Genomic DNA, 24,732 nt, shown 5'->3' on the forward strand with positions numbered 1-24,732 from the left:
CGCCGCTATGTCAGAGACAACAGAGAGAAGAGGCAACACGCAGCAGATCGACAGCACGACGGCTGGTCAGACCCTGGTGTGCGGACATTGCGTACTTACTACCAGGAAACGTTCAGCTTCGCCAAAGATGCGCGCACGGGTCGGCGCGTGCGAAGTGGGTACTCGCTCCATCGCGGCACTCACTCGACACCCTCTGGAGGAAGTTCAATGCGCGAGAAGCCATCGAGTACGTCGGCCAAACTGCTGTACCGGCCGGTGGGCCTGGTGAGCTCGATGACCGGCGGCCTGCTCGCCGGTGTCATCTTCAAGCAGATCTGGAAGCGGCTGTCGCCGGGCGACAAGCCCGATCCGCCGAAACCGCTGGAGACCGAATACCCGCTCAAGGAGATCCTGCTAGCGGCCGCCATCCAGGGGGCGATCTTCTCGGTGGTCAAGACCATCATCGACCGCCAGGGCGCCCGGCTGTTCGAGCGGGCGACCGGTGAGTGGCCCGGTAGTTGACCTCTGAACCGCTCACCGCGGCAGCTCGTCCCCCGACTCTGTGGCGACCGGCCCGGGTCCTGGTGACCCGGTCCGCCGCCGCACTGCCGTTCGGCGCGCAGATCATCTCCCGCTGCGAGGCCGCGGGAGTCGAGGACATCGAGCTGTTGTCCGGTGACCGGTTGCCGTCCCTGCGGGCCGGCGACGAGCGAGCCACCTATGCGCTGGCCAAACGCACACTCGCGGTGGTGGTGGCGCCGCCGTCGAAACGACGCTTGCAGCCCATCCCGCCGAGCGCGGACTGGCGGGTCGACCTTGCCGAGGGGTGTCCGGGTCACTGCCAGTACTGCTATCTGGCGGGCTCGTTGTCCGGGCCGCCGATCACCCGGGTGTATGCCAACCTCGACGAGATCCTGGCGGGGCTGGACGAGCACGTGGGCCGGGGCGCGATCACGTCGGCATCGACGGATCGCGCCGGTGAGGGCACCACGTTCGAGGCGTCCTGTTACACCGACCCGCTGGCCCTCGAACACCTGACCGGATCGCTGTCGGCCACGATCGCGCACTTCGGTGAGCACCACTGGGACGGTCCGGTGGGGCTGCGCTTCACCACGAAATACGACAATGTGGACCCGCTGGTCGGGCTGCCGCACGGCGGCCGGACCCGGGTTCGTGTTTCGGTGAACGCCGAGGACATCGCCGGGCGGTTCGAGGGCGGGACGGCGCGGCTGCCGCAGCGCATCACGGCGTTGCGGCGATTGGCCGCGGCCGGATACCGGGTCGGGTTGACCATCGCGCCGATCATGCCCGTTCCCGAGTGGCGCGACGGTTACGGCGCGTTGCTGCACGCCGTGGCCGACGCCCTGGCAGACGTCGCGGATCTGGACCTGACCGTCGAATGCATCACGCACCGCTTCACCGCCGGCAGCAAGGACGTGTTGACGGGCTGGTATCCACGGACAAAGCTCGAGATGGACGAGGCCACTCGGACAAGGAAATTCGGCAAGTTCGGTTCTGCCAAGTACGTCTATCCGAACGACACCATGGCCGAGCTGCGCGGGTGGTTCACCGCCGCGGTCGGAGAGACCCTGCCGATGGCGCGGCTGCTGTATTGGACGTGACCCCGCCTCAGGGGCACAACTGGAAGTGGTGACCCGGCGTCGAGGGGCCCACCAGGTCGCGGTCGCGTAGCACCACCGATGGCGGAGTGCCGGCGTCGGCGCACATCTCGGCGAACGTTCGGGGCAGATTGTCGACGTACTCGATGTCAATGACGTGGGCGCCGTATGCGCCGGTATAGCTGGCGCACTCGCGGTAGGCGGCGCACTCCTCGGCGACGGCGAAATCGAAGCCCGCCGCCCGGAATGTCCCCGCGTCCTCGGCGGCGTTCTTCTGCGCCGCGGCCAGTCCCGCACTGTGCGCGCGGCCGGCCAGCTCGCGGGCCAACGCCGCGGCGTCGTCTCGGCGCAGCACACCACCGGACCGGGTGTAGGTGTCCAGGTTGTCGAATTCGACAGCCTGATAACCCTTTTCGGCGCAGTCGTCGATCCATCCACCGACCACGCCGACGATACGGGCACGTTGCTCGGGTGTCCTGGTATCGAGTAGCACTTCGTCGGGCCAGTCGGGATCGCGGACAGGCGCGCCGTCCGGCCAGCGCAGCAACACCTCATCAGGCCAGGCGGACAGCTCGCCGGGCTGGGTCTGGAAGGCGTTGAGGTAGCAGATCGCATAGTCACCGGCCGGCGGCGCGGTGCGGTCGCGCGCGACGATCGAGACCTGGCCCGCCGGCGGGTACGCCGACCCCAGCTGATAATCGGGTGCCCCGCCCATCGGCGGAAGCGTGATCGTCGTGGCAGACGCCCCGCCGCAACCGGCGACCAGCAGCACGGTGAGGAAGGCCAGCGGTTTCACGACCGACACGGTAGTACCGGCCGACTGCCCGAGGCGCCACCGCCGCAGGTGGCGGGGAAATGATGGGCGCCGAGGACACGTCCCGTCCCGCATCGCGGTATGCGAACCCCGCGGCTGACCTCCTGCGACACCGGCCGCCAACCGGCTGCGATAGGTTTGTCAACAGCCGCCACAAGCGGACGCTTCGCCGACATCTGACCAAGACTGACGTGGGAGAACACACATCATGAGCGCCGAGCAGCCGACCATCATCTACACGCTGACCGACGAGGCGCCGTTGCTTGCGACCTATGCGTTCCTCCCGGTGATCCGCACCTTCGCCTCCGCGGCGGGTATCGACGTCAAGTCCAGTGACATCTCGGTGGCCGCGCGCATCCTGGCCGAGTTCAGCGACCGGCTGACCGACGAGCAGAAGGTCCCGGACAACCTGGCCGAGCTGGGCGAACTGACGCTGCTGCCGGAGACCAACATCATCAAGCTGCCCAACATCAGCGCGTCGGTGCCGCAGCTGCTGGCCGCGATCAAGGAGCTCAAGGCCAAGGGCTACGACCTGCCGGACTACCCGGGCGAGCCCAAGAACGACGACGAGAAGAAGATCAAGGAGCGCTACGCCAAGATTCTCGGTAGCGCTGTCAATCCTGTTCTGCGTCAAGGCAACTCGGACCGCCGCGCACCCAAGGCCGTCAAGGAGTACGCCAAGAAGCACCCGCACAGCATGGGGGAGTGGTCGCAGGCGTCGCGCACCCACGTCGCGACCATGAAGACCGGCGACTTCTACCACGGTGAGAAGTCGCTGACCGTCGACAAGGACCGCAAGGTCAAGATGGTGCTCGAGACCAAGAGTGGCGAGACCCTCGTGCTGAAGCCCGAGGTCAAGCTCGACGCCGGTGACGTCATCGACAGCATGTACATGAGCAAGAAGGCGCTCATCGCCTTCTACGAAGAGCAGATCGAGGACGCCTACAAGACCGGCGTGATGTTCTCCCTGCACGTCAAGGCCACCATGATGAAGGTCAGTCACCCCATCGTGTTCGGCCACGCGGTCAAGGTGTTCTACAAGGACGCCTTCGCTAAACACGCCAAGCTCTTCGAGGAGCTGGGTGTCAACGTCAACAACGGCATGTCCGATCTCTACGACAAGATCGAATCCCTGCCCGCCTCGCAGCGCGAAGAGATCATCAACGACATCCATGCCTGCCACGAGCACCGGCCCGAACTCGCCATGGTGGACTCCGCCCGCGGCATCACCAATTTCCACTCGCCCAGCGACGTGATCGTCGACGCCTCGATGCCGGCCATGATCCGGCTCGGCGGCAAGATGTACGGCGCCGACGGCCGCACCAAGGACACCAAGGCCGTCAACCCCGAATCCACGTTCTCGCGGATCTACCAGGAGATCATCAACTTCTGCAAGACCCACGGCCAGTTCGACCCGACCACCATGGGAACCGTGCCCAACGTCGGCCTGATGGCGCAGAAGGCCGAAGAGTACGGCAGCCACGACAAGACCTTCGAGATCCCCGAGGACGGGGTGGCCAACATCGTCGACGTCGACACCGGCGAGGTGCTGCTGAGCCAGAACGTCGAGACCGGTGACATCTGGCGCATGCCGATCGTCAAGGACGCCGCCATCCGGGACTGGGTCAAGCTCGCGGTCAACCGGGCTCGTCAGTCGGGTATGACCACGGTGTTCTGGCTCGACGACGAGCGGCCCCACGAAAACGAACTGCGCAAGCTGGTCAAGAAGTACCTCGCCGAGGAGGACACCGAAGGCCTCGACATCACGATCCTGCCGCAGGTCTGGGCCATGCGATACACGCTCGAGCGGGTGATCCGCGGACAGGACACCATCGCGGTCACCGGCAACATCCTGCGTGACTACCTCACCGACCTGTTCCCCATCCTGGAACTCGGTACCAGCGCCAAGATGCTGTCCATCGTTCCCCTGATGGCCGGTGGCGGCATGTACGAGACCGGCGCGGGTGGCTCGGCGCCCAAGCACGTCAGCCAGCTGACCGAGGAGAACCACCTGCGCTGGGATTCCCTCGGTGAGTTCCTGGCCCTCGGCGCCAGCTTCGAGGACATGGGTGCCAAGTCGGGTAACCAGAAGGCCGCGCTGCTGGGCAAGACGCTGGACTCCGCGATCGGCAAGCTGCTGGACAACGACAAGAGCCCCTCGCGCAAGGCCGGCGAGCTGGACAACCGGGGAAGCCAGTTCTACCTCGCGCTGTACTGGGCCCAGGAACTCGCCGGTCAGACCGAGGACAGTGAGCTGGCCGAACACTTTGCGCCGCTGGCCAAGTCACTGGCCGAGAACGAGTCCGCCATCGTCGGGGAGCTCAACGCGGTACAGGGCAAGCCGGCTGACATCGGCGGGTACTACTACCCGGACCCGGAGAAGACCGCCGCGGTGATGCGGCCGAGCAAGACGTTTAACACCGCGCTGGAGGCGGCGAAAGCGTAGTTTCTTTCGCCGCCGGGTAGCGCGTTGCGATGAAGCGCTGGAGGCGGCGAAAGCGTAGTTTCTTTCGCCGCCGGGTAGCGCGTTGCGATGAAGCGCTGGAGGCGGCGAAGAGCTGACCGGGGTCATCAGGCGCCGACACTCGCCGGATCCGACGTCACTGTCGTTGGATTCAACGTTGTGTCGGCGCTTGATGTGTTTGCCAGGCTACGATCACACAGTGGGGCGGGTTGAGGCGCTGCAGCGCAAGGTCAGAGGTGCGCGGCGCTGGCCGGGCATTGCGACGCCCACGTTGGAAGCGCGGGTGGCCGGGGCGCTGCTGATCTTCGGCGGTGTCATGGTGACGTTGCTCGCCCTGCTGGAACCGTCGAACTTCCAGATGGTCGGCGTGGTTCACGCCATCGCCGCGACAGTGCTGGTGGGCGGCAGCGCCGCGTGGATGTTGGGCCCACGAATGCGGTCGTGGCAATTCCAGGTCCTCGTCTTGATTGCCATCGCCGCGATCACCGCGGTGGTGCACCTGGCCGCGACGGCGCCGGTCACGATCTCGTTTGCCACGCTGTATGCGTTCGTGGCCTTTGTCGCGTTCTTCCTGCCGTGGCCACAAGCGGTGGCAAACCTGTGCCTTGCAGTGGTGTGCTGCATCCTGGCGCTGAACGCTGAACCGCAGGTGCCGTGGTGGTCGCCGCTGATTGCCGCCAGCACCGCGATCGTCATGGGAGCGGTGATAGCCAGCCTCGGCCAACTGGTGTCCCGATCCGAGCGCGATGTGGTGACCGGTCTGCCCAACCGGCAGGGTTTCGATCGGTTGCTCGGCCAGGAAATCGACCGCGCACATGCCGGCGGCCCACGACCCACCGTGGTGCTGTTGCGCATCGAGGTTTTCGACGACATCGACGACCGACTCGGGCACCAGGCCGGCGATCAGCTGATCCGCAACACCGTCGAGTCGTGGCGCGGTGCGCTGAGTCCCGAGCACGTCCTGGCGCGGCTGGGCGACGACGAGTTCGCCGTTCTGCTCACCGCAGCCGGCGAGAACGACGGGGTCGCGTTGAGCCACCAGATGCGGACGATGACGTCGACGGACTGCTCGGCGGGGGTGACCACCTGGCAACCCGGTGACGCCACCGTGGCGGTGCTGCATCGCGCTGACGTGGCATTGCGCCGGGCCAAACGCGGGGGCCCCAACCGCACCGTCCTGGAATCGCCGAGCCTGCCCTCGCTGGCTGCCGAATTGGCCGAAGCGATCGCGGCCAACGCCGTCGACGTGCTGTATCAGCCCATCGTGAGCCTGGCCGACGGACACCAGATCGTCGGAGTGGAGGCGCTGGCGCGCTGGGAATCACCCACCCGGCCCGACCTGGCGATCGCGGAGGTGATCGCCGTGGCCGAGAACAGCAATCTGATCGCAACGCTGGACCGATTCGTGCTGCGGCGCGCCTGCATGGACGTGCAGTGGATGCAGCAGCAGCGCAACGGTGTGCCCCTGACCCTTACGGTCAACGTGTCCGGTCTGGAACTGATCGAAAAGGGCTATGCTGCAACGGTTTCCGAGATCCTGGCAGCGACGGGCTGGCCCGCCGAGCAGCTGGTCCTCGAGGTCACCGAAAGCGTGGTGGACGTCGACACACCCGCTTCGGAGGCGGCCTTACGTGAACTGCGGGGGCACGGCATCCGGGTCGCGATGGACGATTTCGGCACCGGGTACTCGACGTTGAGCCGGTTGCAGACCCTGCCGATCGACCTGCTCAAGCTCGACGCGTCCTTCACCGCACGGACCGCACTGGACCCCGGCAGCGCGCCACCGGCGCTGCTGCAGGGCATCGCCGCGATGGCACGGGCGCTGGACCTACCCGTGATCATCGAAGGAGTCGAAACCGAGCTGCAGGCCACCGCGCTGCAAGGTGTCGGGTTCGCCATGGCGCAGGGCTTCTTCTTCGGCCGCCCCCAGCAGCGTCAGCATCTGGTCGACCGCCTGATGATCGGGTGAACCGGCGTGAGCGAACACCAGGACAAATCGCGTAGTCCTACTCAACCGCCCGGCGCCGGCGGCCGCCATGCTGAAACCATGCCCTTGACCGACACCACCGCACAGACCGCCGGCACGCCGGCCAAGCGGGACCGCGACCGCGCTGTCGACGTCGCCCGGCTCGGCGCACTACTTGTGGTCATGTTCGGCCACTGCGCGCTGCTGTTATCCACCATCGACGACAGCGGGGTGCGCATCGGCAACCTGCTGGGGGCGCTGCCCGCGATCGCACCCATCACCTGGGTGGTGCAGATCATGCCGCTGTTCTTCCTGGCCGGCGGCGCAGCCGGGGCCTACGGGTGGCACCCCGGATCGGCGTGGGGCTCGTGGTTAGTCACCCGCGCACAACGACTGTGCCGCCCGGCGTTCTGGTACCTGGCGTTCTGGGTCGCTGCGCTGATGGTGGCCCGCCTGGTCCTGGGCCCTGACTCGGCCGACGCGCTGGGCCGCGAATCGGTGGCGTTGCTGTGGTTCCTCGGGGTGTATCTGGTGGTGCTGGCCTTCGTGCCGGCCCTGACGCACCTGCGGTCCTGGCGCACCGCCGCCGGCCTGGTGCTGGCTCTGCTGGTGGCCGCGATGGTCACCGACATGATCCGGTTCAGCTCCGGTGAACCCATGGCCGGTGTGCCCAACTTCCTGTTCGTGTGGTTGATCCCGGTGGTCGTCGGGGTCGCGTATGCCCGTCGGTTGATCGGCCCGCGGGCCGCATTCGCCGCGGCCGCCGTTGCCTTCGCCGCGCAGGTGGCGCTCGCGGTCTTCGGCCCCTACGAGGTGGCTCTGGTGGTGACCGGCGCGGAGCACACCTCCAACGTGACACCGCCGACGCTGCTGCTGGGCCTGCACTGCACCTGGATGTCGTTCCTCTTCATCACCGCGGCGGGCGCCTTGAATCGGTGGGCGGCGCGGCCACGGGTCTGGCGGGCCGTCGCGGTGGGTAATGCCGGCGCGATGACGCTCTACCTGTGGCACATCCCGGCGATCGCGATCGCGGCGTTCTCGCTGCACGCGGTGGGACTCGACGCCTACGACGTCGAGGCACCCGGATTCTGGGGACTGCTGGCGCTGCGTGCGGTGGTGTTCGCGGTGGTCATGGCCGTGCTGTTCCAGCTGCTGTCACCGCTGGAGCACCGGCCGCTGCCGTGGTGGGACACGCCCGCCCGCGCCACCGGGGTCAGGTCTGCCGCCGCCGGCGCGCTGATCTGTCTCGCCGGTGTGCTGCTGGTGCTGCTCGCCAAGAACGGCCTGGCCGATGTGACGGGCTGGTCGGCGCTGGCCGCGTTCCTTGCAGCAGCGCTGGCGGCGCGGATCTGCAGCTCATGACCGCGCTGTCCACCGACTGGTCGCACTCGCTGGGCCTGCGGGTGCCGATCGTGAACGCGCCGATGGGCGGGGCCGCCGGTGGGGCGCTCGCCGCGGCGGTGTCGCGGGCGGGTGGGCTCGGCATGGTCGGGATGGGCAGCGCCGGAACGGTCGAGCGCCTGCAGGCTGAGCTGCGCCCACTGGCCGGGCTCGGACACCCGTTCGGTATCGGGCTGGTGGATTGGGTGATGCGGCAGCAGCCGCAGCTGCTCACCACCGCTTTGGCGGCCCGGCCGGTTCTGCTGTCGGTGAGCTTCGGCGACGACTTCACCTGGGTTCGTCACGCGCAGGACGCGGGGGTACTGGCCGCTGCTCAGATCAGTGACGTGCAGTCGGCGCGGCATGCGGCGGACGCCGGGGTGGATGTGCTGATCGCGCGCGGTGCCGAAGGCGGCGGCCACGGGGCGCCGCGGGTGGGCACCCTGCCCTTGCTGGCGGAGACGCTCGATGCGGTGGCCGTTCCGGTTCTGGCGGCCGGCGGCATATCGTCCGGGCGGGCGCTGGCTGCCGTGCTGGCCGCGGGGGCGGCCGGGGCGTGGATCGGCACCGCGTTCGCGGCGTGTGCGGAGACGTTGACTCCCGAACCTGCGCGGCGGGTGATCCTGGCCGCCGACGGCACCGACACCGTCGTCACCCGGGTGTTCGACATCGCGCAAGGCTATCGATGGCCGGCCGGGCTGCCCGAGCGGGTGATTCGCGACCCGCTGTTCGGCGCGTGGGACGGCCGAGAAGGCGAACTCGCCGCAGACAGCGAGGCCCGCGCGAAGTTCACCGGCGCGATGACGCCCGCGGTGGGTGTGAACGCCGGTCAGGGTGTCGGGATGGTGCGCTCGGTGCGGACGGCGGCCGAGGTCATCGACGAGCTGAGCGCCGACGCCCGCAGGCTGCTGGACCGGTGGTGATCAGCGTGCTGCGGGCGATCGGCGGGTGAATCAGCGCCGGCTCAGGCGCAGTCTTCGCACACCAGCTTGTCGCCGACCTGACGGGCCAGCCGATGCCGGTGCTGGACCATGAAGCAGCTCGAGCAGGTGAACTCGTCGGCCTGCTTGGGCAGCACCCGGACGGTCAGTTCCTCACCCGAGAGATCAGCGCCGGGAAGCTCGAAACCCTCGAGATCCTCGCCGTCGTCGACATCCAGGACGGCCGTGGCCGCGTCGTTGCGCCGGCCTGCCAGCGCCTCCAGTGATTCGACCTCGGTGTCCTCGGACTCGGACTTGCGAGGTGCGTCGTAGTCAGTAGCCATCGAAATCCTTTCCAGATTTGGTGTTGGCGACTGCACAACGCCGATGCCCGCCGCAGTGTTCCCGGCGGCACGCCCCCGACTGGGTGTCACGGGTTGTCAGCCCGGTTCGGTAGGGTCTCGGCGTGACAACAAGTGCAACCGTCAAGACTGTAAATGCCCGTCTGGCTGAGGAACTGGCTGTTCGTGAAGGCCAGGTCGCGGCCGCGGTGCAGCTGCTCGACGAGGGATCGACGGTGCCGTTCATCGCCCGCTACCGCAAGGAAGTCACCGGCAGCCTCGATGACGGGCAGCTGCGCACACTCGAGGAGCGGCTGCGTTACCTGCGTGAGCTCGACGAGCGCCGGGCGGCGGTGTTGGCCTCCATCGACGAGCAGGGCAAACTGACCGACGAGCTGCGGTCGGCGCTGATGAGCGCCGACACCAAGGCCCGCGTCGAAGACATCTATCTGCCGTTCAAGCCGAAGCGTCGCACCAAGGCGCAGATCGCACGCGAAGCCGGGCTGGAACCGCTGGCCGACCGTCTGCTGGCCGACCCCACACTGTCGCCGGAACAGGTGGCCGCCGAATTCGTCAACGCAGAAGTCGAAGACGCCGCCAAGGCTCTGGAGGGTGCCCGGGCCATCCTGGTGGAGCGGGCCGCCGAAGACGCCGAACTGGTGGGCGCGGTGCGTGAGAAGTTCTGGGCCGACGGGTCGCTGCGCACCGTGCCGTGGTCGGAGGAAGCCGCGAAAAGCCCTGCCGCGCAGAAGTTCCGCGACTACTTCGACTTCTCCGAACCGCTGGAATCCATGCCGTCGCACCGGGTGCTCGCAGTGCTGCGCGGTGAAAAAGAAGAAGCACTGTCGCTCCGCTTCGACGGCGGCGACGACGATGCCTACCAGTACATGATCGCCCAGACCCTGGGCATCGACATGACGGCCAAGACCGCGGCCACGCCGTGGCTCGCCGCCACCGTGGGCTGGGCCTGGCGCACCAAACTGGTGGTCGGCGCCTCGGTTGACGCCCGCCTGAGGTTGCGCCAGCGGGCCGAGGAAGACGCGGTGGCGGTGTTCGCCAAGAACCTCAAAGACCTGCTCCTGGCGGCTCCGGCGGGTAACCGCACCACCCTGGGCCTGGATCCGGGTTTCCGTACCGGTGTGAAGGTGGCTGTCGTCGACAGCACCGGCAAGGTGGTCGACACCTGTGCCATCTATCCGCACCAGCCGCAGAAACAGTGGGACCAGGCCAAAGCCACGCTCGCCGCGCTGGTGGCGCGCCACGGTGTCGACCTGATCGCCGTCGGAAACGGCACGGCGTCCCGCGAAACCGACGCCCTGGCCACCGAGCTGATCGCCGATATCCGAGCCAGTGGCGCCGAGGCGCCGGCCAAGGCGATGGTCAGTGAGGCGGGCGCCTCGGTATATTCGGCCTCGGCGTACGCTGCCCGCGAATTACCCGCACTGGATGTGACCCTGCGGGGTGCGGTCTCGATCGCCCGCCGCCTGCAGGATCCGCTCGCCGAACTGGTCAAGATCGAGCCCAAATCCATCGGCGTCGGGCAGTATCAGCACGACGTGACGCCGGGAACGCTCGCGCGCAGCCTCGATGCCGTGGTCGAGGATGCGGTGAATGCGGTGGGGGTGGACCTCAACACCGCCTCGGTGCCGCTGCTGTCGCGGGTCTCCGGTGTCACCGAATCATTGGCCGAGGCCATCGTCGCCTACCGTGACAAAGCCGGCGCCTTCCGCAACCGCAAGGCGCTGCTGGATGTTCCGCGGTTGGGCCCCAAGGCCTTTGAGCAGTGCGCCGGCTTCCTGCGGATCCGCGGCGGGGACGACCCGCTGGATGAGTCGGGAGTGCACCCCGAGGCGTATCCGGTGGTGCGCCGCATCCTGGACCGCTCCGGGATCACGCTGGCCGAACTCATCGGCAACGAGCGGACCCTGCGTGCGCTGCGTCCCGCCGAGTTCGCCGACGACCGGTTCGGTATCCCCACCGTCACCGACATCCTGGGCGAACTGGAGAAGCCGGGCCGTGACCCACGGCCGGCGTTCACCACCGCGACGTTCGCCGCCGGAGTCGAGAAGGTCGCCGACCTCAAGGTGGGCATGGTGCTCGAAGGTGTGGTCACCAACGTCGCCGCGTTCGGAGCGTTCGTGGATGTGGGCGTGCACCAGGACGGCCTGGTCCACGTCTCGGCGATGGCCGATCGTTTCGTCTCCGACCCGCACGAGGTGGTGCGCTCGGGTCAGGTGGTGCGGGTCAAGGTACTCGAGGTCGACGTCGAGCGTCAGCGCATCGGGCTGACCTTGCGGCTCAACGACACCCCACAGGCCGACAAGAGCAAGAAAAACGAGCGGCCCGGCGGTGCACCCCGGCGCGACGGTGGAAACCAGAACCGCGCCGCGCAGCAACGAAACCAGAACCGCAACAAGAACTCCGGCCGGCGAGAGTCGACTCAGCCGGCCGGTTCGATGGCCGACGCGCTGCGCAAAGCCGGTTTCGGAAAGTAGCACAACGGCGCGGTTACGGCGGTCTTAACGGCCGTTAGGAGTGTGTTTCGCGAAGGCGCGCGGCGTTACCCGCCGGCACGCCGGGGGTAGCCACCTATCCATGAGCACCGGATTGGTGGAACTCCACGCCGCGGCCGACTCGCCGGCCGCCGCGCGGGCGGTCATTCGCCGCGGTGAATTCACCGGGCACACCAGCGGGTTGGCCGCAGGCTTCGCGCAGGCCAATCTGGTGGTGCTGCCGCGTCATGACGCCGTCGAATTCCTGCGGTTCTGTGTGGTCAACCGGCAGTCGTGCCCGCTGCTCGACATCACCGAGGTGGGTTCGCCGGAACCGACATTCGCCGCGCCCGGTGCCGATCTGCGCACCGACCTGCCGCGGTACCGCGTGTTCCGGCACGGCCAACTGGTGGACGAACCCACCGACATCACCCGGTACTGGCGGGCGGACCTGGTGGCGTTCCTGCTCGGCTGCTCCTTCACCTTCGAATGGGCCCTGGCCGCAGCCGACCTCCCGGTGGCGCACCAGCTGCAGGATGTCAACGTCCCGATGTACATCACCAACCGGCCGTGTGTGCCGGTGGGGCCGTTCGCCGGGCCGATGGTGGTGTCCATGCGCCCCTACTCACCCGGCGCCGCACACCGGGCGGCGGCGGTGACGTCGCGGTTCCCCGCGATGCACGGCAGGCCCCTGCACATCGGGGAGCCGGAGGCGCTGGGCATCACCGACCTCGACCGGCCGGACTTCGGTGATGCAGTCCGGTTGCGCGACAACGAGACACCGGTGTTCTGGGCGTGCGGCGTGACACCGCAGGTGGTGATCCAGCGAGCCCGACCTGAACTGGCGATCTTCCACATGCCCGGCCACATGTTCGTCACCGATCTGACTCACCGCAGGTTCGAGCTGTCGGAGCAGTCCCCTCATTAGTGGGGTCGCGACCGGTGCGGCGCTCTACGCTGCCAGCCATGTCGATCGATCGCGCCGCGGTGGCGGCCGGCAGCATCCGCCTGGCCTCGGGGGTCTCCTTTCTGGTGGACCCGCTGCGGGCCAACCGCTTGTGGGGTGAACCCGACGACCCCGGACCCTCGGCGCGCCTGCTGCTGCGCTCGATGGGGTATCGCGATGCCCTGATCGGCGGACTGCTGCTGGCCGCGGCGGTGCGCGGACGTGACACCCGGGGCTGGTTCCTGGCTTCCGGGGGAGCCGACGCTGCCGATCTGCTCGGCGGGCTGAGCGTGCACCGCGATCTCACGCGCGGCCAGCGGGTCATCGGCCTCGGCGGTGCCGCAGTGGGGATCGGTGTTGGTCTGTGGGGGGCGCTGCGCGGTCGAGCGCCCGCCCTCGCTCAGGACTACTAGGCGTTGTAGTAGTACCGGAGTAAGGTTCGGGCCGTGAGCATGTCGGCCGGTGCCCTGCGCGGGACGCTGGTCGGTGCCTGTTCGGCGCTGGTGACGGCCGCCGCGCACGCCGCCGCGGGCGGCAGCGTGCTGGGCACCCCGGTGCTTCTGCTGGCCCTGTTGTGCGGAACCGTCGGCGCAGCCGTCAGTACCGTCCGGGTCGAAGGTCGCGCCGCGGAGGTCCTCACCGTGACCGCCGCGCTGGGTCTGGCTCAGGCGATCGGCCACCTGACGCTGGCCGCCGGCGCGCACCACGGCGGGCACGGCGCCGCTGCGTCGCTTCCGATGCTGAGCGCACATCTGCTGGCCTCCGTCGGGCTGGCCGCGCTGATCGCCCTCGCCGAGTACCTCTACGCCGTTTGCGGGTCGGTGCTGTGCTGGCTGCGCCTGATCGTTCTCCATCGCGGCCGGCCCCGGTTGCCGCGCACAGCAAGCGCCCGGCCCGTGCTGGTGGCGCGGCCGGTGCTGCTGCGATCCGGACTCGGCATGCGCGCCCCGCCGCCCCTCGCAGCCTGCTGCGGCTAGCTGCCGCCACACCGCGTCGTCGTCCGGCGCGGCGCATCCCTGTTCGGACCCGGACGTGGTCCGCCCCCTGAACTCAGCCTGCGTTGCCAGGCTTCGACGTGAAAGTCTCGAAAATGCTCAAACCAAAGCACTTTGCGGTTCTTCTGACCTCTGCTGTGGCCCTGGCCGGATGTTCGTCCGAACCGGCGCAACCGCGGGTGACGGCCGACGCCGTCACTGTCGCGGACGCCTGGGTCAAAGCCGCCGACGACGGTATGACCGCGGCCTTCGGCCGGCTCACCAACAGCGGTGCCCACGACGCGCGCATCGTGTCCGCCACCACCGCCGCGGCCGCGATGGTGGAACTGCACGAGGTGGTCTCCGACGGCGGCGCGATGACCATGCGGCCCAAAGACGGCGGTTTCGTGATTCCGGCGGGCGGCGCCATCGACCTGATTCCCGGTGGTGATCACCTGATGCTGATGGAACTCACCGGAGCGCTCGAGCCGGGCAGCGACGTCGAGATCGCCGCCACGTTCGAGGACGGATCGACGCTGCCGATCACCGCACAGGTCCGTGATTTCCCGGGCGCCGACGAGCATTACGACCCGAATTCTCATGGCTGAGCCCCGTTCCGGGGTCAGCCGGCGCAGGGTGCTCGGTGCCGGCGCGCTGGCCGCGGGGGTGGCCGGTGCCGGCCTGACCGGGTGCGCCCGCCGCGACACTGCCGACGCCGCGGCGCCGCAGACCGAACCCTTCTTCGGCGAGCACCAGTCCGGAGTGGGCACCGCACCCCAGGCGTACGCGACGCTGGTCGCGTTGGATCTGCGGCCCGACCGCGCTGACCGGTCAACGCTGACCTCGGTGATGAAACTGTGGACCGCGGACGCGGCGCGGTTGACGCAAGGACTGCCCGCGCTGGCCGATACCGAGCCCGAGCTCGCGGCGCAGCCGTCCCGGCTGACGGTCACCGTGGGCTACGGACCCGAGCTGTTCACCGCGGTGGGGCTCGACGCGGCGCGTCCGGTCTCGGTGGCCCCGTTGCCGCCGTTTCGCATCGATCGTCTCGAATCACGCTGGAGTGGTGGGCAATTGCTGCTACAGGTGTGTGCCGACAGCCTGCTGACGGTGAGCCACGCCTGCCGGGTGCTGGTCAAGAACGCCCGCTCGATGACGACGGTTCGGTGGATCCAACGGGGCTTCCGCAACCCTCCGCGGTCCGCGGAGCCGGGGGCCTCGATGCGGAATCTGATGGGTCAGGTGGACGGAACGGTCAACCTGAACACCGCCGCCGAGCTGGATCGGCTGGTCTGGGATGACGGCCGTTCGCAGCCGTGGTTCACCGGCGGCACCACCGTGGTGATGCGGCGCATCCGTGCCGAGATGGACACCTGGGATGAGTTGGATCGGACCTCCAAGGAGTTGGTGGTCGGGCGCCGTCTGGATACCGGGGCGCCGCTGACCGGTAGTCGGGAGTCCGATGCGCCCGACTTCGCCGCGACGCTCAACGGCATCACCGTGATCCCGGAGAACTCGCATATCGCCATGGCCCATCACCGCGCCGACGCCGAGCAGTTCCTGCGTCGGCCCTACAACTACGACGATCTGCCCGAGCCGGGGCAGATCAGTGACAGCGGGCTGTTGTTCCTTGCCTATCAACGGGATCCGGCCACTCAGTTCGTGCCGGTGCAGCAACGCCTCGCCGACTTCGACGCCCTCAATCCATGGACCACGCCGGTGGGCTCGGCGGTGTTCGCGATCCTGCCGGGGATCGGCGAGGGTGGCTTCCTGGGCGAGCAGGTGCTGACATGACCTCCCGCGTAGGAGAAACTCGCGGGTGGCGGGCGCTTCGCCGACATCCGTGCTGTCTACTCTTACTGCGTGGACGAGACCCGCGAAGTGGAGTTGCGCGCATGCCGGGGCGAGGCCGAATGGCCTACGCTGGCGCGGATCTGGCGCAGTGCAGTGCAGGCCACCCACGACTTCCTGACCGCCGACGATATCGACTTCTTCGAAAGCCGGTTGCTCAGTGACTATTTCGGAGCGGTCGAGTTGACGGTGGCGACCGTCGGCGAAGTGCCGGTCGCCTTCTCCGGGCTGGCTGACGGCAAGCTGGAGATGCTGTTCGTCGACCAGCAATACCGGGGCACGGGCATCGGGGCGGTGCTGTTGCGCCACGCCATCACCGCGCATCCCGGTCTGCTGGTCGATGTCAACGAGCAGAACCCGCAGGCCGTGGGGTTCTATCGGCGCTTCGGGTTCGTCACCGTGGGCCGGCAGGACACTGACGGCGACGGGCGGCCGTTTCCGATCCTCAATCTGGCGTTGCCGGTTTAGGCCGCCATCGGCGGTCCGGGCGCCGGCGCTGCCACGGACACCGGTACCAGAGGCGCAGCTGGTGCTGGAGGCGGTGGGGGCAGCGCAGGATCGACAGGAGGTTGTGTCGGCATCGGCAGATACATGTGGTGGGTGAACTGCGGTTGATACGCCCCGCCGCCACCGACCTGGACGCCGCCGCCCTCGCCGCTGGACACCGCGGTCCCGTCGGGCAGGGTGACGGCGGTGTGCGAGCCGTTCCAGCCGATGACCAACGCGTCCGGAGCGGTGCCGTGGCGGAACCCGCGGGCCAGAAGCGCCTGTTCTTGATTGCCGGTGTGGAAGCGGTCTCCGTAGGCCGGTCGCCCGGTCGCCACATTGGACACCCAGGACGCGAGGCCCGAGCAGTCGGTGCCGGCGGCGGAGTCACCGCCGACAACGTACGGAGTTCCGGAAACCTGGTTGACGAATGTCAACAACGTCGCGAGAACAAACATGCGGCGGGACTTTAACAACGGCTTCAGGCGTAACCAAACCCTGTGGCATCGATCACGATTCGCTGGTGAGATGGCCTCGGCAACAAAGATCGGCGTTTGCCCAGCGTGCGGTCAGACGTCGAGTTGGCCGATCAGCGCCTCGAGTGCGGCACACGCGTGGGGCGGTACGGGCTGGTCGGCCTCGGCCGCCTCGATGAGGCTGACCGGCAATCCCGCCGCCAGCGCGGTGTCTGCGGCGGTGAGGTTCGCACGTCGGCGCGCTGCGTAGAGGCGTCTGCCGACGGGAGCGTCAGGGGCTTGCGCCGCGCGGGCCATCAGCTCGTCGTACCGGCGCCGCACCCCGCCCAGGACGATCACCAGCGTCGGGGCCCCGGGGGCGTTTCGCGCGGCGTCCGACGTCACGGTCTGCAGGTTGCGAAGATCCCGCAGCACGGCACCGACTCGCTCGTCGAACTCCGGTGACGACTGGCTGGGCAGGGCGGCGATACTGCTGTCGACGCTGTTGAGAGCCAACTGGAGCGCCTGGGCGATCAGCGGCGAACTCACCGTCGTCGAGATGACCGCGGTGGGTTCCTCCTCGGGGGAGGGCTCACCCTGCCGGATCCCGGCAATGGCCCCGGGGGGCCACTGCAGTACCTGTTCGAGCCGGGCGCGGGTGCTCTCGTGCGGCCAGCTGCGGCCTTTCTCGAACGCGATCAACGCGCCGGCGTTGATGATCTTGTCGCGCGCCAGACCGCGCTGGGTGAGGTCGAGTTCTCGCCGGCGCGCGGCCACCGCGGCGCCCGCGCGCGCGATATCCGGATCGATGGTCTGCTCGGAGGTCCAGTCGTCCTCGTCGGGGTCGGCCTCGGCGTCGGAAAAGGTGAAGTGCACGGCCAGGCCGTCGGGGTTTCCCAGCTGGAGAGTCAGACCGTCCGTCACCACCACGGACTCGTGCCGCACGCCGTCGATGAACATACCGTTGCGGCTGCAATCGACTGCGACCCAACGACTTCCGTCGGTCCGGAGGCGTACGTGGGTGCGGGAGAGCCAGGAGTGGTCGAGCCGGATCGCCGAGGAGGGATCCCGGCCGAGGGTGATCTGGCCGGCGGCGGGGCTGATGACGCGGGTCTGTTCACCGCAGTGGACGGCCAACCGGGGCGGTTCCTGGGACTCGGCCGGAAATTCGCCCACGGTTCCTTCTTCGTACACGGCCGACCGCAACCTCCGTTGAGTGGACAACGTTGTCGAGTGCTACACATCGGTGCCGCGGTAGCAGGCGACAGTCAAAGCGTACCGGCCGAAATCGAAGCGTCGATACGGTTTGTCGGCGCACCGGCGTGCTCTAAACTGAGCGAGTGCACAGCATGGATCAGGCGGTGGCTCTGACATGAAGCCCGCGCCGTTCGCCTACCACCGCCCGTTCGACCTCGACGATGTAGTGAACCTGTTGGCCGAGTATGACGGGGAGGCCAAGATTCTGGCCGGCGGCCAGAGTCTGACCCCGATGCTCGCCTTGCGGCTCGCCTATTTCGACAACCTCATCGACATCACCCGGCTGCCGGAGCTCAACGGCATCGAACGCCGGGGTGACGTCCTGCGCATCGGCGCGGCCACCACACACGCGACGGTGGGCGCCGACGACCAGGTGGGCGCAGGCGTTCCGCTCCTCACCCAGGTGACGCCTTACATCGGGCACTTCCAGATCCGCAATCGCGGCACCTTCGGCGGGGCGGTGGCCCATGCCGATCCTGCCGGTGAGTATCCGCTCGTGGCGTTGACGCTCGACGCGTCGATGGAAGCGGCCTCGAAATCCGGCACCCGTCGTATCGGGGCAGGCCAGTTCTTCACCGGGCTGTGGGAAACGGCGCTGGCGCCCGACGAGGTGCTGGTGGCCGTCGAGATCCCGGTGTGGCAGGGCCGCATCGGCTACGGCTTCCACGAATTCGCGCGTCGGCACGGCGATTTCGCCATCGCCGGTGCCGCCGTGGCCGTGTCCCTGGGCGCCGGTGGGGAAGTGGAACGGGCCGCCATAGGCCTGATGGGCCTGGGCTCGACCCCGCTGCGGGCCACCGCAGCCGAGGTGGCCGTCACCGGTGCCGCCATCGCAGATCTGGACGCCGAGGAGATCGGGCGACTGGCGATGACCGGTCTCGACGAGGTGCCCGCCGACCTGCAGGGCTCGGTCGCCTACCGACTTCGTGTCGGCGCCGCGATGGTGGCCCGTGCCTGGACCGACGCTGTGATCGCCGCCGATGTGAAGGAGACTGCCCATGCATGAGATGCCGGTCGAGATGACGGTCAACGGCCGCGCTGTCGATGCCGTCGTCGAACCGCGTGTCACGCTGGCCGACTTCCTGCGTGAGCGGTGCGGCCTGACCGGGACGCACCTGGGCTGCGAACACGGCGCCTGCGGGGCGTGCACGGTGTGGCTGGATGGGAATGCGGTGCGCGGCTGCCTGGTGTTCGCCGTGCAGGCCGACGGTTCGGCCGTCGACACCGTGGAAGGCATTGCCGCCCCCGATGGCCAGCTGTCCCCGGTGCAGACGGCGATGCGCGAGTGTCACGGTCTGCAATGTGGTTTCTGCACACCGGGATTCGTCATGTCGATCACCGCCTTGCTGCGTGACAACCCGAAACCCTCCGATGAGGAGATCCGCGAAGGACTGTCCGGCAACTTCTGCCGCTGCACCGGGTATCAGGGAATCGTGAACGCGGTGCACCGCGCCGCAGAGCTGCTCGAGCGCAACGGTCAACCCGCCGAGGCGGGCACCACGATCACATAAGGCCTGCGACGGCCGCCCAGCAGCGACCCCAGCAGCACGCCGGCGGCCAGCCCGACCGCCACCGGCAGGGCGCGCTTGGCCAACGGGGCGGCCACCACGGAGAACAGATCCAGCGAGGCCGCCTCGTCGGAGGCCGCGGGGGCCGGTTGTGAGGCGACGCCCGCGTCGGCGGCGGCTGTCACCGGAGTGGCCCCGGCACCGGTCAGATCGGCTTCGAGACGGTCGGCGAACTGCCCGATCAGCTTGGTCGCCACATCGGCGAGCACCCCGCGGCCGAACTGTGCCGCCTTGCCGGAGATGGTGAGGTCGGTGGTGAGCACGCAGGTGGTGGAGTCGCCCTCGTCCTTGAGTTCGGCGGTGACAAGAGCGGCCGCGTTGCCCTGACCGCGGGTCTCCTTGCCGACGGCCTTGATGACGGCGCGGTGGGCGTTGTGGTCCTTTTCCTTGAACTCCGCATTGCCCTGGTACTGCACGGTGATCGGGCCGACCTTCACCTTGACCGCACCGGTGAACGCGTCACCGTCGGCGGAGAGCAGTTGCGCACCGGGGATGCAGGGCGCGATGCGCTCGACGTTCGTCAGCACCGTCCAGGCCTTGTCGACGGGCACGGGAACACGAAACTCGTTGACCAGTTCCATTGTTGAGTGGGTCCTTACTTGTTGGTGGCGGACTGTTCGAGCAGTTCCACGATGGCGGAGGGGGTGGCGGGCAGCCGGGTCAGATACACCCCGAGCGGGGCGAGCGCGTCGTTGATCGCGTTGATCACCGCGGGCGTGGCGCCAATGGCGCCGCCCTCGCCGCAACCCTTGTAGCCGCCGACACCGGGGCCCGGGATCTCGACGTGACCGTATTCGATGGCGGGCACCTCGGTGGCCGTCGGCAACAGGTAGTCGACGAATGTCGACGACAACGGATTGCCGTCGTCGTCGTAGGCGAGGCATTCCAGCAGTGCGCCGCCGATACCCTGCACGGTGCCGCCGGCGATCTGGCCCTCGACGACGTTCGGATTGATCATGGGGCCGACGTCCTCGCTGACGATGTAGCGGGTCAGCGTCACGTGTCCGGTCGCGATGTCCACCTCACAGGTGCAGGCGTGGGTGGCGTTGGCCCAGTGGATCATCGCTTCCATGGGCGAGGTGAACCGCGCCGTCGCCTCCAGCGAGGCCGACATCCCCGGCGGCAGCTGCTGTGGTTCGTAGTAGGCGCGGAAAGCCAAGTCCGCGAACGTCACCCGCTTGTCCGGATCGGACCGCACGCTGGCTGCCGAGCCGGCGAGTTCGATCTCGTCGACCCCCACGCCGAGGCGGTGGGCCGCCATCGTCACGATCTGATGGCGCAGCATCGTGCCGGCTTCGTTGACCGCACCCGCCGTCATCGGCCCGGACCGGCTGCCCTGGGTGCCCGCGCCGTACGGGGTCACCGCCGTATCACCCTGAATGCTCGACACGTCGTCGATGTCGGCGCCCAGCGCGTCGGCGGTGAGCTGAACGACCGTGGTCTCCAGACTGTTTCCGGTGGACCCGCCGTTGACGTAGACGTTGATCTTGCCGGTGGGCTCCATCCGGATGGTGGCGCCCTCGGTGCCCAGATGGCCGGTGGCCGCACCCGTCGGCTCGATGTACGCGGAGAACCCGAGGCCGAGGTAGCGGCCCTGCGCCAGTGCCTCGGCCTGCTCCTTGCGGAACCCTTCGTGGTCGAGGATCTTCACGGCCTGCTCGAAGGTGTCGGCCGGCGCCACGTGGCTGTACGGCATGCCGTTGGCATTGAAGTAGGGCATCTCGTCACCGCGCAGGATGTTGCGCCGCCGCAATTCCACCGGGTCCATGCCCATCTTGCGGGCGGCGATGTCGAGAAGCACTTCGCGCGAGAGGGTTTCGTACTGCCAGGGCCCGCGATAGGCGACCAGTCCGGCGGTATTGGAGAACACCGTCTTGTAGTCGAAGCTGGCCTTGGGTACGCGGTACGGCCCGGGGAAGAACATGCCGATGGCGGCGGTGGTGAGCACCGGGTACGGCGTGGGATAGGCGCCGATGTCCTGGCTGAACTTGATGTCGGCGGCCAGGATGGTGCCTTCGTCGTCGAAGGCCATCCGCACCGTGCCGTCGACGTGGCGGGCCTGCCCGGCGGCCATCAGGTTCTCGCGCCGGTCCTCGATCCACTTCAGGGCGCCGGGTACCTTGCGGGCGGCCAGCATGATGCACATGTCCTCACGCATCGGCACCACCTTCTGGCCGAACCCGCCGCCGGTGTCGCGCATGATGACGCGCACTTTCTGCGCGGGTAGCCCCAGCAGCCGCGCGGCGAAGGCTCGCAGCTCGTGCGGTGTCTGCGTCGAGGCCCACAGGGTCAGCTCCTGGGAGGCGGCCTCCCACTCGACCACCAGACCGCGGGTCTCGATCGGCACCGGCACATAGGTCTGCTGATAGACGTTCTCCGAGACCACGTGCGCCGCGGTGGCGAACAGTTCTTCGTCCGGGGGCGCGCCCGCCATCCCGCCGGCCACGTTGTCGGGGTACGAATCATGGACCACCACTGCGTGATTCACCGCCCGGGTGAAGTCGGCGATCGCCGGCAGTGGCTCGTAGTCGACGTCGACGAGTTCGATGGCGTCCTCGGCGAGATACCGGTTCTCGGCGATCAGCAGGGCCACCGGATCGCCGACGAACTTCACCTCACCCTCGGCCAGTGGCGGGCGGGGCGTGTCGGGGATGTCCTTGCCGGCGACGGCGTGCCAGGCCTCTTTCACCTCGGGGTTCAGATCGGCGGCGGTCAGCACCGCGATCACCCCGGGCGTCGCCAGCGCCGCGGAGACGTCGATGCCCTTGATGGTGGCGCGGGCGAACGGGCTGCGCACGAAACAGGCGTGCAGCATGCCGGGCCGGCTCACATCGTCGACGAAAGTGCCGTGGCCCGTCAGCAGCCGGGTGTCCTCCACGCGCGGTACGCGGGTACCGGCGTAGCGGGTGGTCACCGTGTCGACAGGTGCTGTCTGCGTCATCGGCCGTCGCTCCCCTCAGTCTGCTAAGCAGTCGCTCAGCGGACACACTACTAGGGGACCCCCAGCCCGTACAGGAGGCGCGAAAAGCGGGCGACAACTAGTCGTTGTGGGGTTTGAGACCGACCGCATGGCGCAGCTGCGCCAGGAACTCGCCGTCGTCGTCGCTGCGGACGATGTAATGACACACCGCCACCCGGGTGGCGGTGGCTGCCGCGACCGCGGCGCGGGAGGCGGGCAGCAGCAACTCGAGGCGTTCCCGCATGATCGGGATGACATAGGCCATCCGCTTGATCACGTGCCCGGGTTCGATGTCGATCATCCGCACGCCGGAATACGACTGCTGATACTCGACGATGAACCGCAGTGCCGCGTCGAGTCGTTCACTGCCGCGCAGTCCCGCGGTGGCCTTCGCGATGCCGCGGTCGAACAGTTCACGCTCCCAGAGTCCGAACGCGTCGAGCAGGTCTTCCTTCGAGGCGAACCAGCGGTACAGCGTGGGACGCGAGACGCCCGCCTGCAGCGCCACTTCGGACAGGCTCAACTTGGACATGCCGTTGCGGGCGAGCACCTCCGCAGTGGCCGCAAGAATACGGTCACTGGTTGTCGGATCCGCGTCGGTGTCGGAGGGGGAGAGCTCCTGCTGTCGTGGTGCCACAACAAAATGGTAGTCGGGTGTCTCGCCAGGTCAGGTTTCCGACGCTGAGACGTGCGCCGCATCGGGGGACCGGTGCACCAGCGCGGTGATCTGCGGTGCGTCCATCACCCGGGCATCCCGATGGTCTTGATGTCGAGGTACTCGGTGTAACCGCGGTCGCCGTTGCGGTAGCCCAATCCGGATTGTTTGGTGCCGCCGAAGGGGCTGGTGATACCGAAGTGACTCTTGCCGTTGATGGTGACGTTGCCGGTGCGCATCCGTCGCGCGATACCCATGGCGCGGTCGAGGTCGGTGCCGGAGACTTCGGCGGACAGTCCGTAGATGCTGTTGTTGGCGATCGCGACGGCCTCGTCGTCGCTGTCGTAACCGGTGACGGTGAGGACGGGACCGAAGATCTCCTCCTGGGCGATCCGGGAGTCGGGGTCGACGTCGGCCAGCAGGGTGGGCTGGGTGTAGTAACCGCGGGTCAGCTGCTCGGGAATGCCCCCGCCGGTGATCAGCCGGGCACCGGAGCTCAGCCCGCTCTCGATGAGGCCGAGCACCTTGTCGCGCTGCACGGCGCTGATCTGGGGGCCCTGCATGACTCCGGGAGTCCAGGGATCACCCACCGGGAAGTTCTCCATGGCGGCTTTCAACAACTCCAGACCTTCGTCGTAGCGGCGGCGCGGCAGCAGGATCCGGCTGGGCAGAATGCAGCTCTGGCCGGACATGACACAGGCCATCATGGCCGCCAGGGGCAGCGCGGCGGTCAGGTCGGCGTCGTCGAGCACGATGTGCGCCGACTTGCCGCCGAGCTCCAACAGGGTCTTCTTCACCGTCGGTGCGGCAGCGGCCAGGATGGCGCGGCCGGTGGCCGTCGAGCCGGTGAAGGTGATCATGTCCACCCGCGGATCGGCCGACAGTGCGGCTCCGACTTCGTTGGCGTTCGAGGTGACGACATTGAAGACTCCGGCGGGAATGTCGGTGTCCTCGGCGACGATGCGCCCCAGTTCACTGCCTGACCAGGGGGTGAGCTGGGCAGGTTTGAGTACAACGGTGTTGCCCGCCATCAGAGCCGGCACGGTCTCGGCGATGTTGAGGTAGAACGGCACGTTCCACGGCGTGATCGCCCCGACCACCCCGACCGCCTCGAAGGACAGCTTCCGGCGCGCGGGGCCCATCGGGGTGTCGTGCAGGCCGGTGTCCTGGAGATACCGAAAATCGCGCCCGTGTTCGGCCCAGTGCTTCACTTCGGCGATCGGGCTCTCGATCTGGGAGCCGGTGACCGTCACGGGGCAGCCCACTTCGGTGATGAGCACCCGGCGAAGGTGCTCTTTGTCGCGCTCCAGCGCCGCGTGCAACTGCATCATGCAGTGGAACCGGAACTCGGGATCGCGCGACCAGTCGCCGGCATCGAATGCGCGCCGCGCGGCCGCCACCGCCCGGTCCATGTCGGCCACTGTGCCGTCGGCGGCCTGTCCCACCACTTCTTCGCTGGCGGGGTGTTCGACGTCGAAGAGTGCGCCGGTACCCGCGGGCTGTAGGTCCCCATCGATGAGCATCCGATGTTCGCCGGCGAGCACGCCGGTGTGTTCTGCGATGTCGGTCATGGGCCCAGCTTTACAAAAATGCCCCAGAGTGTCAG

Annotated in this window: 24 protein-coding genes; 15 read left to right on the forward strand and 9 right to left on the reverse strand. The window is 68.1% G+C overall.

Annotation, left to right across the window (positions count from 1 at the left end; all coding sequences use genetic code 11):
• Positions 1–10: 10 nt before the first annotated feature.
• Positions 11–88 (reverse strand): putative leader peptide, encoded by a 78-nt coding sequence (locus tag AC3A6P_RS26520; RefSeq protein ID WP_487695181.1) that lies wholly within the window; start codon positions 86–88, stop codon positions 11–13.
• Positions 89–207: 119 nt separating this feature from the next.
• Between AC3A6P_RS26520 and AC3A6P_RS26525 the strand changes: the two genes are divergently transcribed.
• Both AC3A6P_RS26525 and AC3A6P_RS26530 read left to right on the forward strand, forming a co-directional pair.
• Positions 208–501 carry a DUF4235 domain-containing protein gene (locus AC3A6P_RS26525; RefSeq protein WP_487695047.1) on the forward strand — a complete coding sequence of 98 codons (294 nt, stop codon included), beginning with the start codon at positions 208–210 and terminating at the stop codon, positions 499–501.
• Positions 498–1,601 carry a spore photoproduct lyase family protein gene (locus AC3A6P_RS26530; RefSeq protein ID WP_487695048.1) on the forward strand — a complete coding sequence of 368 codons (1,104 nt, stop codon included), beginning with the start codon at positions 498–500 and terminating at the stop codon, positions 1,599–1,601. The genes AC3A6P_RS26525 and AC3A6P_RS26530 overlap by 4 nt, the downstream gene beginning before the upstream one ends.
• A 7-nt stretch (positions 1,602–1,608) precedes the next feature.
• On the opposite strand, the gene AC3A6P_RS26535 is transcribed toward AC3A6P_RS26530, so the two are convergent.
• Entirely contained in the window at positions 1,609–2,394 is a 786-nt protein-coding gene (locus tag AC3A6P_RS26535) for an endo alpha-1,4 polygalactosaminidase (RefSeq protein WP_487695050.1), read from the reverse strand.
• A gap of 226 nt (positions 2,395–2,620) precedes the next feature.
• Between AC3A6P_RS26535 and AC3A6P_RS26540 the strand changes: the two genes are divergently transcribed.
• The 4 genes from AC3A6P_RS26540 to AC3A6P_RS26555 all read left to right on the forward strand — a co-directional run bounded on the left by AC3A6P_RS26540 (position 2,621) and on the right by AC3A6P_RS26555 (position 9,145).
• Positions 2,621–4,858, forward strand: a complete 2,238-nt coding sequence (locus AC3A6P_RS26540) for an NADP-dependent isocitrate dehydrogenase (protein WP_487695052.1) — start codon at positions 2,621–2,623, stop codon at positions 4,856–4,858.
• A 217-nt stretch (positions 4,859–5,075) separates the two neighbouring features.
• Entirely contained in the window at positions 5,076–6,845 is a 1,770-nt protein-coding gene (locus AC3A6P_RS26545) for a putative bifunctional diguanylate cyclase/phosphodiesterase (protein ID WP_487695053.1), read from the forward strand.
• Positions 6,846–6,923: 78 nt separating this feature from the next.
• Positions 6,924–8,204, forward strand: a complete 1,281-nt coding sequence (locus tag AC3A6P_RS26550) for an acyltransferase family protein (RefSeq protein ID WP_487695054.1) — start codon at positions 6,924–6,926, stop codon at positions 8,202–8,204.
• Positions 8,201–9,145, forward strand: coding sequence for an NAD(P)H-dependent flavin oxidoreductase (locus AC3A6P_RS26555; protein WP_487695056.1), 945 nt, complete (start codon positions 8,201–8,203; stop codon positions 9,143–9,145). The genes AC3A6P_RS26550 and AC3A6P_RS26555 overlap by 4 nt, the downstream gene beginning before the upstream one ends.
• 41 nt (positions 9,146–9,186) lie before the next feature.
• Here the strand turns inward: AC3A6P_RS26555 and AC3A6P_RS26560 are convergent, their stop codons facing one another.
• A complete protein-coding gene (locus AC3A6P_RS26560) occupies positions 9,187–9,486 on the reverse strand; it encodes a DUF4193 domain-containing protein (RefSeq protein ID WP_487695058.1) in 300 nt (99 codons plus the stop codon).
• Between the two features lie 122 nt (positions 9,487–9,608).
• On the opposite strand from AC3A6P_RS26560, the gene AC3A6P_RS26565 reads away from it, so the two are divergent.
• From AC3A6P_RS26565 to AC3A6P_RS26595, 7 genes are all read left to right on the forward strand, one after another.
• Positions 9,609–11,978, forward strand: coding sequence for a Tex family protein (locus tag AC3A6P_RS26565; protein ID WP_487695059.1), 2,370 nt, complete (start codon positions 9,609–9,611; stop codon positions 11,976–11,978).
• A 100-nt stretch (positions 11,979–12,078) separates the two neighbouring features.
• Positions 12,079–12,903 (forward strand): putative hydro-lyase, encoded by an 825-nt coding sequence (locus AC3A6P_RS26570; RefSeq protein WP_487695061.1) that lies wholly within the window; start codon positions 12,079–12,081, stop codon positions 12,901–12,903.
• A 38-nt stretch (positions 12,904–12,941) separates the two neighbouring features.
• Complete coding sequence (locus tag AC3A6P_RS26575) at positions 12,942–13,334, forward strand: DUF4267 domain-containing protein (protein ID WP_487695063.1); 393 nt, start codon at positions 12,942–12,944, stop codon at positions 13,332–13,334.
• A gap of 39 nt (positions 13,335–13,373) precedes the next feature.
• Positions 13,374–13,898 (forward strand): hypothetical protein, encoded by a 525-nt coding sequence (locus AC3A6P_RS26580; protein WP_487695182.1) that lies wholly within the window; start codon positions 13,374–13,376, stop codon positions 13,896–13,898.
• Positions 13,899–14,011: 113 nt separating this feature from the next.
• Positions 14,012–14,503: a copper chaperone PCu(A)C gene (locus AC3A6P_RS26585; RefSeq protein ID WP_487695064.1), complete on the forward strand. Its 492-nt coding sequence runs from the start codon at positions 14,012–14,014 to the stop codon at positions 14,501–14,503.
• Positions 14,496–15,689, forward strand: a complete 1,194-nt coding sequence (locus AC3A6P_RS26590; RefSeq protein WP_487695066.1) for a Dyp-type peroxidase — start codon at positions 14,496–14,498, stop codon at positions 15,687–15,689. The genes AC3A6P_RS26585 and AC3A6P_RS26590 overlap by 8 nt, the downstream gene beginning before the upstream one ends.
• A 69-nt stretch (positions 15,690–15,758) precedes the next feature.
• Complete coding sequence (locus AC3A6P_RS26595; RefSeq protein ID WP_487695067.1) at positions 15,759–16,214, forward strand: acetyltransferase; 456 nt, start codon at positions 15,759–15,761, stop codon at positions 16,212–16,214.
• Here the strand turns inward: AC3A6P_RS26595 and AC3A6P_RS26600 are convergent.
• Together AC3A6P_RS26600 and AC3A6P_RS26605 are read right to left on the reverse strand one after the other, a co-directional pair.
• Positions 16,211–16,690, reverse strand: a complete 480-nt coding sequence (locus AC3A6P_RS26600; RefSeq protein ID WP_487695069.1) for a peptidoglycan endopeptidase — start codon at positions 16,688–16,690, stop codon at positions 16,211–16,213. The two genes, AC3A6P_RS26595 and AC3A6P_RS26600, sit on opposite strands and share 4 nt — an antisense overlap.
• Before the next feature lie 111 nt (positions 16,691–16,801).
• Positions 16,802–17,863: an FHA domain-containing protein gene (locus AC3A6P_RS26605; protein WP_487695071.1), complete on the reverse strand. Its 1,062-nt coding sequence runs from the start codon at positions 17,861–17,863 to the stop codon at positions 16,802–16,804.
• Between the two features lie 196 nt (positions 17,864–18,059).
• Here AC3A6P_RS26605 and AC3A6P_RS26610 point away from each other — a divergent pair, with 196 nt between their 5' ends.
• Together AC3A6P_RS26610 and AC3A6P_RS26615 are read left to right on the forward strand one after the other, a co-directional pair.
• On the forward strand, positions 18,060–18,950 hold the full coding sequence (locus tag AC3A6P_RS26610; protein ID WP_487695072.1) for an FAD binding domain-containing protein: 891 nt from the start codon (positions 18,060–18,062) through the stop codon (positions 18,948–18,950).
• The gene (locus AC3A6P_RS26615; RefSeq protein WP_487695074.1) at positions 18,943–19,455 is read left to right on the forward strand and encodes a (2Fe-2S)-binding protein; all 513 of its coding nucleotides are present in this window, start codon (positions 18,943–18,945) and stop codon (positions 19,453–19,455) included. The genes AC3A6P_RS26610 and AC3A6P_RS26615 overlap by 8 nt, the downstream gene beginning before the upstream one ends.
• On the opposite strand, the gene AC3A6P_RS26620 is transcribed toward AC3A6P_RS26615, so the two are convergent.
• The 4 genes from AC3A6P_RS26620 to AC3A6P_RS26635 form a co-directional block, all read right to left on the reverse strand.
• Positions 19,422–20,093 (reverse strand): SRPBCC family protein, encoded by a 672-nt coding sequence (locus AC3A6P_RS26620; protein ID WP_487695075.1) that lies wholly within the window; start codon positions 20,091–20,093, stop codon positions 19,422–19,424. The genes AC3A6P_RS26615 and AC3A6P_RS26620 overlap by 34 nt on opposite strands.
• A gap of 14 nt (positions 20,094–20,107) precedes the next feature.
• Positions 20,108–22,453, reverse strand: a complete 2,346-nt coding sequence (locus AC3A6P_RS26625; protein ID WP_487695077.1) for a xanthine dehydrogenase family protein molybdopterin-binding subunit — start codon at positions 22,451–22,453, stop codon at positions 20,108–20,110.
• Between the two features lie 97 nt (positions 22,454–22,550).
• Positions 22,551–23,108, reverse strand: a complete 558-nt coding sequence (locus AC3A6P_RS26630) for a TetR/AcrR family transcriptional regulator (RefSeq protein WP_487695078.1) — start codon at positions 23,106–23,108, stop codon at positions 22,551–22,553.
• A gap of 104 nt (positions 23,109–23,212) precedes the next feature.
• Complete coding sequence (locus AC3A6P_RS26635; protein WP_487695079.1) at positions 23,213–24,697, reverse strand: aldehyde dehydrogenase family protein; 1,485 nt, start codon at positions 24,695–24,697, stop codon at positions 23,213–23,215.
• Between the last annotated feature and the right edge of the window lie 35 nt (positions 24,698–24,732).

The sequence above is a fragment of the Mycobacterium sp. Soil_C_30 genome (genome assembly GCF_057656995.1).